This is a genomic window from Geodermatophilus sp. SYSU D00965, assembly GCF_054050075.1.
Genome location: NZ_JBJGYQ010000024.1, coordinates 80,088 through 88,590 on the forward strand (window position 1 = coordinate 80,088; position 8,503 = coordinate 88,590).

11 protein-coding genes and 1 pseudogene are annotated in these 8,503 nt (G+C 74.2%); 3 read left to right on the plus strand and 9 right to left on the minus strand.

Annotated features, from left to right (window positions below; genetic code table 11):
- Positions 1 to 120: 120 nt before the first annotated feature.
- From ACI789_RS20390 to ACI789_RS20400, 3 genes are all read left to right on the plus strand, one after another.
- Positions 121 to 1,242, plus strand: coding sequence for an LLM class flavin-dependent oxidoreductase (locus ACI789_RS20390; RefSeq protein ID WP_457011208.1), 1,122 nt, complete (start codon positions 121 to 123; stop codon positions 1,240 to 1,242).
- Positions 1,239 to 1,739: an NAD(P)H-dependent oxidoreductase gene (locus ACI789_RS20395; protein ID WP_457011209.1), complete on the plus strand. Its 501-nt coding sequence runs from the start codon at positions 1,239 to 1,241 to the stop codon at positions 1,737 to 1,739. Before ACI789_RS20390 ends, ACI789_RS20395 begins: the two co-directional genes overlap by 4 nt.
- 125 nt (positions 1,740 to 1,864) lie before the next feature.
- Complete coding sequence (locus ACI789_RS20400) at positions 1,865 to 2,392, plus strand: cysteine dioxygenase (RefSeq protein WP_457011210.1); 528 nt, start codon at positions 1,865 to 1,867, stop codon at positions 2,390 to 2,392.
- A 121-nt stretch (positions 2,393 to 2,513) separates the two neighbouring features.
- Here ACI789_RS20400 and ACI789_RS20405 read toward each other — a convergent pair whose 3' ends face one another.
- From ACI789_RS20405 to ACI789_RS20445, 9 genes and pseudogenes are all read right to left on the minus strand, one after another.
- The gene (locus ACI789_RS20405; protein WP_457011211.1) at positions 2,514 to 3,371 is read right to left on the minus strand and encodes a class III extradiol dioxygenase subunit beta; all 858 of its coding nucleotides are present in this window, start codon (positions 3,369 to 3,371) and stop codon (positions 2,514 to 2,516) included.
- Positions 3,364 to 3,729, minus strand: a complete 366-nt coding sequence (ligA, locus tag ACI789_RS20410) for a protocatechuate 4,5-dioxygenase subunit alpha (RefSeq protein ID WP_457011213.1) — start codon at positions 3,727 to 3,729, stop codon at positions 3,364 to 3,366. Before ligA ends, ACI789_RS20405 begins: the two co-directional genes overlap by 8 nt.
- Positions 3,719 to 3,913, minus strand: a complete 195-nt coding sequence (locus ACI789_RS20415; RefSeq protein WP_457011214.1) for a hypothetical protein — start codon at positions 3,911 to 3,913, stop codon at positions 3,719 to 3,721. Before ACI789_RS20415 ends, ligA begins: the two co-directional genes overlap by 11 nt.
- Positions 3,910 to 4,188, minus strand: a complete 279-nt coding sequence (locus tag ACI789_RS20420; RefSeq protein WP_456918111.1) for a muconolactone Delta-isomerase family protein — start codon at positions 4,186 to 4,188, stop codon at positions 3,910 to 3,912. Before ACI789_RS20420 ends, ACI789_RS20415 begins: the two co-directional genes overlap by 4 nt.
- Positions 4,189 to 4,229: 41 nt before the next feature.
- Positions 4,230 to 4,934, minus strand: coding sequence for an alpha/beta hydrolase (locus ACI789_RS20425; protein ID WP_457011216.1), 705 nt, complete (start codon positions 4,932 to 4,934; stop codon positions 4,230 to 4,232).
- Positions 4,935 to 4,945: 11 nt separating this feature from the next.
- Complete coding sequence (locus tag ACI789_RS20430; RefSeq protein WP_456918113.1) at positions 4,946 to 6,037, minus strand: Rieske 2Fe-2S domain-containing protein; 1,092 nt, start codon at positions 6,035 to 6,037, stop codon at positions 4,946 to 4,948.
- A gap of 50 nt (positions 6,038 to 6,087) precedes the next feature.
- A pseudogene (locus tag ACI789_RS20435) lies at positions 6,088 to 7,095 on the minus strand (PDR/VanB family oxidoreductase); the annotation flags it as partial.
- A 148-nt stretch (positions 7,096 to 7,243) separates the two neighbouring features.
- Positions 7,244 to 7,936: a response regulator gene (locus tag ACI789_RS20440; RefSeq protein ID WP_456918114.1), complete on the minus strand. Its 693-nt coding sequence runs from the start codon at positions 7,934 to 7,936 to the stop codon at positions 7,244 to 7,246.
- Positions 7,933 to 8,503: sensor histidine kinase (locus tag ACI789_RS20445; RefSeq protein ID WP_457011217.1), on the minus strand; the 571-nt coding region annotated here is incomplete at its 5' end. The genes ACI789_RS20445 and ACI789_RS20440, both read right to left, overlap by 4 nt.

Consider the following 8,503-nt stretch of genomic DNA (forward strand, 5'->3'; position numbering starts at 1 on the left):
TCCGTCGGGCGCACGTGGACCTGGGCCGCGTCTGGTCGGCCCGCTGTCGCTGACGGCGCCCCCGTCCGCTCCCCCTCCGGCCGCCGTCCCGCGCGGCCGCTCATCCCTGCGAGGACCCCCGTGCCGATCGAGTTCCTGGGCATCGCCGCCACCAACGACGGATCCGAGACCACCCCGCGCTCCGGGCCGAGCTTCGACAAGCAGTTCACCCTGCGACTCGGCCGCGCGCACGAGGACTGGGGCTGGGACCGCGTGCTGTTCGCCTACGGCTCCGGTGCTCCGGAGCCCTCGGCCGCCGCGGCCTACCTGCTCTCCCACACCGAGCGGCTGCAGGTGCTGCTGGCCCACCGGCCCAACGTCAGCTACCCGACCTTCGCCGCGAAGACCTTCGCCACCCTCGACCAGATCGGCGACGGCCGGCTGACCGTGCACTTCATCACCGGCGGCACCGACCACGAGCAGCAGCGCGAGGGCGACTACCTGACCAAGGACCAGCGATACGGCCGCACCCGCGAGTACATCCAGATCGTCAAGAAGGCCTGGACCTCGCGCGAGCCGTTCGACTGGGACGGCGAGCACTACCGGTTCGCCGACTTCGTCAGCGACACCTTCCCGGTGCAGCAGCCCCGGCCCGACGTCTCCTTCGGCGGCTCCTCGGGGGCCGCCTACGCCGCCGGGGGCGCCGAGGCCGACGTCTACGCGCTGTGGGGCGAGCCGCTGGCCGAGACCGCCGCCCAGATCGAGCGGGTGCACGCCGCCGCACGGGCCGCCGGGCGCACCACGCTGCCGCGCATCCAGGTCGCCTTCCGGCCGATCATCGCCCCCACCGAGGAACTGGCCTGGGAGAAGGCGTACCGCACCGTCGACCGGATCACCGCCCGCACCGGCGGGGGGCTGCAGCCGCTGTCGCGGCGCCACCCGCTCACCGGCCCGGAGAACACCGGCTCCCAGCGACTGCTGGAGATCGCCGAGCGCGGCGAGCGGTTCGACCGCGCGCTGTGGACGCCGACGGCCCGGGCCACCGGCGGCGCGGGCAACTCCAACGCGCTGGTCGGCACCCCGGAGACGGTGGCGCGGGCGCTGCTGGACTACGTCGACCTCGGTGTCGACATCATCTCGATGCGCGGCTACGACCTGCTCGGTGACGCCATCGACGTCGGCCGGTACGTGCTGCCGATCGTGCGCGAGGAGGTCGCCAAGCGCGACGCGGCCCGGGCGACCCCGGCGGCGGGAGCCCGGTGAGCACCGTCGCCGTCGTCGGCAACCCCAAGCCGCACTCCCGCACCCGCGCCGCGGCCGAGCTGGTCGTCGAGCGGCTGACCGGCGCCCCCGCCGACCGGGTGGTCGACGTCGTCGAGCTCGGCGCCGGGCTGCTCGGCTGGGGCGACCCCGCCGTCGAGGAGGCGGTCGCCGCGGTGCGGGCGGCCGAGGTCGCCGTCGTCGCCAGCCCCACCTACAAGGCCACCTACACCGGCCTGCTCAAGCTGTTCCTCGACCAGATCGGCACCGGCGACCTCGCCGGGGTCGTCGCGGTGCCGCTCATGCTGGGCGGCGGGCCGGCGCACGCGCTCGCGCCCGAGCTGCTGCTCAAGCCCGTGCTGGTCGAGCTCGGCGCCACCGCGCCCACCCGCGGGCTCTACCTGCTGGACGAGACCTGGGACGACCCCGCCCCGCTGGACGCCTGGCTGACCGCCGCACGGCCGCAGGTGGACGCCGCCCGCACCGCCCGGCGGGGCTGACGTGGCGGTCTCCCGGCCCGGGCTCACCCGTCGCGTCGCCGTGGACCTGCTGCGGGTGGACAGCGCGCGATGTCGGCGCCGCTGACGACCGCCCACTCTGCCCGCAGACCCCGAAGGACCCCGTCGTGACCCGTTCCCTGCTGTCTCCCGTCCCGCCCATCGACCCGACCGTCCGCCGCACCGGCGCGGCCGGCCTCGCCGCGGCCCTCGCCGCGGTCCAGCACCGGTGGTCCCCGCTGGTCGAGTTCCGCGCCCAGCACCGCTGGACGCACCTGCTCGACCCGGGCTTCGCCGCCGACGCCCTCGACCCCGCCCTGCACGCCGACCTCGCCGAGGCCCAGGTGTGGCTGCTGTCCTGGCTGCCCGGCCAGGGCACCGACCTGCACGACCACGGCGGCTCCTCCGGGGCCTTCGCGGTCGTCCGCGGCACGCTGGCGGAGGAGGTCGGGGCGCTGCCGGAGGCCCGGCAGCTCGCCTCCGGCCGGGTGCGCCCGTTCGGGCCGCACCACGTGCACCGGGTGACCAACCGTGCGCCGGAACCGGCGGTGAGCGTGCACGTCTACAGCCCGCGGCTGACCGTGATGAACACCTACCGGGCCGACCGGGGCGGGCTGATCCGCACCGGCACCGAGCGCGCCGGCGTCGACTGGTGACCGCCCGCTGAGACGCCGACGGGCCGTGCCCCCGGGAGGGGAGCACGGCCCGTTCGTCGGATGGCCCCGTCCGGAGGCTCGCGCCGAGCCTGCGAGGCGTGAGGGGGACGGGGTCCTTTCTCTACGCCGGCTGCGGCACCCGGTTGTCGAACAGCGCGATCGCCGCGGCGGTGTTGGACGCCGGTACGAAGTAGTGCGAGTGCACCTTCGTCACCTGGGCGTTCATCGCACCGCGCATGATCAGCCACATGATCATCTCGATGCCCTCGGACCCGGCCTCGCGGATGTAGTCCTCGCGGGAGAGCGTGGTCAGCTTCTCCGGGTCCTTCTCGATGGCCTCGAGGAACATGTGGTCGAACTCGGGGTTGATGTAGCCCGCCCGCGCCCCGGCCAGCTGGTGGGACATCCCGCCGGTGCCGAGGATCGCCACCTTGACGTCCTTCGGGTAGCTCGCGATGGCCCGGCCGAGCGCCTGTCCCAGGGCGTAGCAGCGCGCGGCCGTGGGCTGCGGGTACTGGATGACGTTGACCAGCAGCGGGATCACCGGGCAGGGCCAGGCCTCGCCCGGGTCCGGCGTCCACACCGACAGCGGAACGGTGAACCCGTGGTCGACGTCGAGCTCCTGGAACACGGTGAGGTCGAAGCCGTCGTCCACCAGGCTCTCGAGCAGGTGCAGCGACAGCTCCGGGTCCCCCACGACGTCGGGCACCGGACGCTTGCCGAAGCCCTCGTCGGCCACCTCGTACCGCTCGGCGGTGCCGATCCCGAAGGTCGGCACGATGTCGAGGTCGACGCCGTTGGCGTGGTCGTTGTAGACGACGATCGCCACGTCGGGCTCGTGCTCGGCGAGCCACTCCCGCGCCGGGGCGTAGCCGTCGAACAGGCCCTTCCAGTTCGGGTCCTCGGTCTTGCCGCGGTCCATCGCCGCCCCGATGGAGGGGACGTGCGAGGTCGCCAGACCCCAGATCACCTCAGCCACGTCGTCCTCCTGCCCGCATCGCCGCCACGAACTCCTCCTCGGTCATGCCGCTGAAGACGCCACCGAGGTACTGCATCGACCGGCCGTCCATCATGGCCAGCTTGTAGACGTAGAAGATGCTGCCGCCCAGGTCGATCATCCGCTGCCAGTCCCGGTCGAGGACGGCCTGCTTCTGCTCCGGGGTCAGCTTGAACTCGTCGCAGTAGGCGGCCTCGTCGCCCAGGAACCGCTCCCGTGCCTCGGCCGAACGCAGGCTCATGAACAGCTTGTTCATGCGGAAACCGCGCCGGCTGGTCTGCCCGTCGAAGACCGGCGTCCCCGGCAGGTCGAACCTGCCGATCGGGGTGTCAGTGCTCATCGCTGCCCTTCCGTTCCTCGCCGGTGAGGTGCTCGTGGTCGTCCAGCCACTCCCACAGCGGTCGCGGGTGCGGGCTGGTCTTGGTGCGGCCGCACCAGCACGTCCCGAGCATCTCACCGTCGTACTGGCGGAAGGTGATGCGCAGCTGGCGGGTGGGCGGGCTCTGACCGGTGGAGGTGGTCATGCCTTCTCCTGCGGGTGCTGGGCCAGCGCCTCGACGTGCACGTCCAGCCACGGGGACATGGGCAGGGACACCAGGGCATCGTGCAGCGCCGCGGCGTCGGGCGCCTCGTACAGCCCGATGGTGGCGTTGCGCCCGGGCACCCGCCACAGCCGCTTGAGGGTGCCCGCGGCGCGCAGCTCCATGGCGCGAGCCCGCTCGGCGGTCCGCAGCTCCTCCCGCCGCTCGGCCGGCGTCTCGGCGGGCAGGCGGTTCTCGGAGCGGACGAGGAACTCCACGGTGGTCTCCTGGGGGTGGGTCGGGTGGGTGGGGACCGCGATCAGCGGGCGAGCTCGAGCAGGACGTCGGCCAGCGCCTTGGGGGCGGTGACCATCGCCTCGTGGCCGGTGTCGAGCTCGTGCACCGGCCAGCCGCGCTCGCGCGCCCGCTCGCCCTGGGCCTGGAAGACCCGCATCCAGGTCACGCACTCGACGAACGCGGCGGGCACAGTGTCCACGGCGCCGGTGAGGTCGAGCCGGTCGAGGTAGGTCTTCCACGGGTGCGGCGTCAGCTTCGGGGTCAGCCAGTCGACGTCGGCCTGCTCGGTGACGCCGAGGACCGAGAGCTTGCGCACCGGCACCAGCCAGCCGAAGCCCTGCTCGGCCGCCGACTCGGCCCAGTGGTGCTCCACCTGCTCGGGCAGCAGGTCCCGCGCGGCCTCGCCGTCGTCGCCGACGAAGGCGTCGAGGTACACCCGCTTGGCGATCGCGTCGGGCCGCCGGTCGGCGACCGCGGTGACGATCTGCCCGGCGTAGCTGTGCCCGACCAGGACGACGTCGCGCAGGGCGAAGGTGTCGATCAGCCGGACGACGTCCTCCACGTGGGTGTCCAGCCCCACCAGCGGGGACAGCAGGTGCGCGCGCTCGGACAGCCCGGTCAGCGTGGGGGCGTGGACCTCGTGGCCGGCGCCGCGGAGCAGCGGGGCCACCCGGTCCCAGCACCAGCCGCCGTGCCAGGCCCCGTGGACGAGGACGAAGGTCGCCATCGTGCCGGCCCTCAGGCCTGACCGGCCGGCTGCGGCGCGGCGGCGGCGGGGCGGACGGGGCGCGCCGGGCGGGCCGGGGCCTCGCCGCGGGCGGCCGCCTCGGCCTTGGCCATCTTCTCCAGCAGGCGGCGGCCGCGGATGCCGGCGACGTCGGAGCGGATCGAGGACTCGATCATGCCCGGGTCGGTGGCGACCATCTTCTCCTGGATCTCGAGGGCGTCGACGTCCTCCTTCATGACCGCCAGCTGCTGCTTGAGCTGGAAGTCCGACAGCTCCTGGTCGTCGATCTTGTAGTCGCGGCCCAGGGCGAAGAAGTCGTGCGTGGTGGTCTCGGTCTCCGGCGTCATGCCGTAGATGACCTTCATGTGGAAGCCCTCGGGCTCCTCGGTGCCGGTCGGCGCGATCCGGATGTTGAGGATGAAGATGCCCGGCGCGTAGAAGTCGCCGTCCTGCCAGCGGTCGATGTTGGTCGTCACGCCCATCGAGGACCGGTAGAAGGGCGGGGCCTCGATGTCGATCATGTGCCGGACGAAGGAGACCTTGTTGCCCTCGCCGATCACGTCGATCGGGGTGGCGGCGACCGCGGCGTTGCCGATCGAGGTCGGGTGCAGGAACGTCTCGTGGGTCAGGTCGAGCAGGTTCTCCACGAGCAGCACCTGGCGGCCCTTGAGCCCGACCGAGCCCTGCACGTGGGTCCAGTTCGGGTCCTCGAGCCAGGAGACGTCGGGGATGTCGTCGGGGTCGGCCTTGTCCGCGTCACCCGGCCAGATCCAGACGATGCCGTAGCGCTCGACGACCGGGAACCGGTGCACCGTGGCGCCCTTGGGCATGTCCGGCTGCTCGGCGACCCCGACGCACTGGCCCGACCCGTCGATCTTGTAGCCGTGGTAGTTGCAGGTGATGACGTCGTCGTCCAGCTGCCCCAGCGACAGCGGGTAGCGGCGGTGCGGGCAGCGGTCCTCGATCGCGTTGGCGGTGCCGTCCGACAGCCGGTAGAAGCACACCGGCCGGCCGCAGATCCAGCGCTGCATGAGCGTGCGGCCGACCTCGTCGGACCAGGCGCCGATGTACCAGCCGTTCAGGACGATGGGGTTGGCTGCCACGGGTACTCCTCGGTGGGTGTTCGGTTCGGGTTCAGGCCGGGCGGGAGGGGTCAGAGGTCGAGCACGAGGCGCGGCCCCCGGCAACGCGACACACAGATCATCATCACGTCGCCCGCGGCGCGCTCGTCGTCGTCGAGCAGGGAGTCGCGGTGGTCGGGCTCGCCCTCGAGGACGGCGGTCTCGCAGGTGCCGCAGATGCCCTCGGCGCACGAGGACAGGACCGGGACGCCGGCGTTCTCGACGGCCTCCAGGACGGTGAGCTCCGGCGGCACCGCGACGGTGGTGCCCGAGCGCTGCAGGACCACCTCGAAGGCGGTGTCCTCGCCGTCGGCGACGACCGGGGCGGCGGTGAACCGCTCGACGTGCAGGGCGCCGGGGGCCCACGGGCGGCAGGCCTCCTCGACCGCGTCCAGCAGCGGGGCGGGGCCGCAGCAGTAGACGAGGGTGTCGGCGGCCGGCGTCCCGAGGACCGTGGCCAGCGGCAGCAGCCCGACCTCGTCCTGCGGGTGCAGGGTGACCCGGTCGCCGTGCGGGGCCAGCTCGGCGAGGAAGGCCATGGAGGCGCGGGTGCGGCCACCGTAGTGCAGCTCCCAGTCGGCGCCGGCCGCCTCGGCGGCCCGGACCATCGGCAGCAGCGGGGTGATGCCGATGCCGCCGGCCACGAAGACGTAGCGGGCCGCGGGCAGCAGCGGGAAGTTGTTGCGCGGGCCGCGCACCCGCAGCCGATCGCCGACGGCGAGCTCGTCGGCGATCCAGCGCGAGCCGCCGCGGCTCTCCGGCTCCCGCAGGACGCCGATCCGCCAGGTGCCGGTCTCGGCCGGGTCGCCGCACAGGGAGTACTGCCGGGTCAGGCCGCCCGGCAGCTCCACGTCGATGTGCGCGCCGGGCGCCCAGGCGGGCAGCTGCTCCCCCGCCGGGAGGGCGAGGTCGAGGCCCACGACGCCGTCGGCCTCGTCGCGGCGGGCCGCGACGACGAGCTCGGCGGTCCAGTCCGACGACGTCCGGGTGGGTGCGCTCCGGTCGAGGACGGACGTCACGGGTGGGCCTCCAGCGGCTCTCGCGGCACGGGCGCAGCCGGGTGACCACGCTCACGCCCACCGTAAGGAGCGCCCCGACCTGCGGGGATCGGCGCTAGGTCGGCACTGTGACGGCCGCGACAGCCCGCCCCGGCTACGTCAAACGTCGCGCCCCGGGCGGGGGCGCGGCTCAGGCCGGTGGCGGGATGAGCCCCTCGCGGATCGCCAGCAGCGCGGCCTGGGTCCGGCTGGACAGCTGCAGCTTGCTCAGCACGTTGCTGACGTGGGTGCGGGCGGTGCGCTCGCTGATCACCAGGCGGTCGGCGATGTCCCGGTTGGAGTGGCCCTGCGCCACCAGGGTGAGGATCTCCCGCTCGCGCGTGGTGAGCGAGGTCAGGCCGGTCTGCGGCGCGGCCATCCGGCGGGCCAGCTGCCGGGCGACGGCGGAGTCCAGGTGCACCTCGCCGGCCGCGGCGGCGGTGATCGCGGTGGCCACCTCCGCGGGATCGGCGTCCTTGAGCACGTAGCCGGCGGCACCGGCCGCCAGCGCGGCGTGCACCCGCTCGACCTCCCCGAAGCTGGTGAGGACGACGACCTTCACCTGCGGGTGCGCCCGCACGATCGCGGCGGTGGCGGCGACGCCGTCCATGCGCGGCATCTGCAGGTCCATGAGGACGACGTCGGGCAGCGGCTGCCCGGTGGTGTGCCACTGGTGCAGCAGCTCGACGGCCTGCTGGCCGTCTCCGGCCTCCCCCAGCACCTGCAGCGTCGGGATGCCGGCCACGTAGGCCTGCACGCCCCGGCGGACGATCGCGTGGTCGTCGACGAGCAGGACGCCGATGACCCCGGCCGCCGGCGCGGCGTCGGTCGGTCCGGTGCTCATCGGCTCCTCCCCTCGCCGCCCGGCGCGGGCAGCGTCACCTCCACGCGCCAGCCGCCGAACGGGCGGGGCCCGGCGGCCAGTCGCCCGCCCCAGCGCTCGGCGCGCTCGCGCATCGACACCAGCCCCAGCCTCCCCGACCCCGGCGCCGGCTCCCCCGGCCCTCCGTCGGGCAGCGCGCCGCAGCCGTTGTCGGTGACCTCGACGACCAGCCCGCCGCCGGTGGCCGGCCGCCGGATGCGCACGCCGGCCTCGGTGGCGTGCGCGTGCTTGACGACGTTGTGCAGCGCCTCCTGCACGATCCGGTAGAGGTCCTCCTGCACCTCCACGTCGACGTCGAGGTCGAGGTCGCCGGGCGCCTCGACGTCGACCAGCAGCCCGGTGCGGGCCTCGACGCCGGCGGCGTGCGCGCAGACCGCCTCGACCAGGCCGTTCTCCGCGAGGTCCAGCGGCCGCAGCTCGAAGACCAGGCCGCGCAGGCCGCCCCGCGCGCGCGGCCCCCCCCCCCCGGGCAGCCCACCGCGCCGGGCCTCCCCCGCCCGGGGCGGGCCGGGCGGGGGGCGGGGGGTG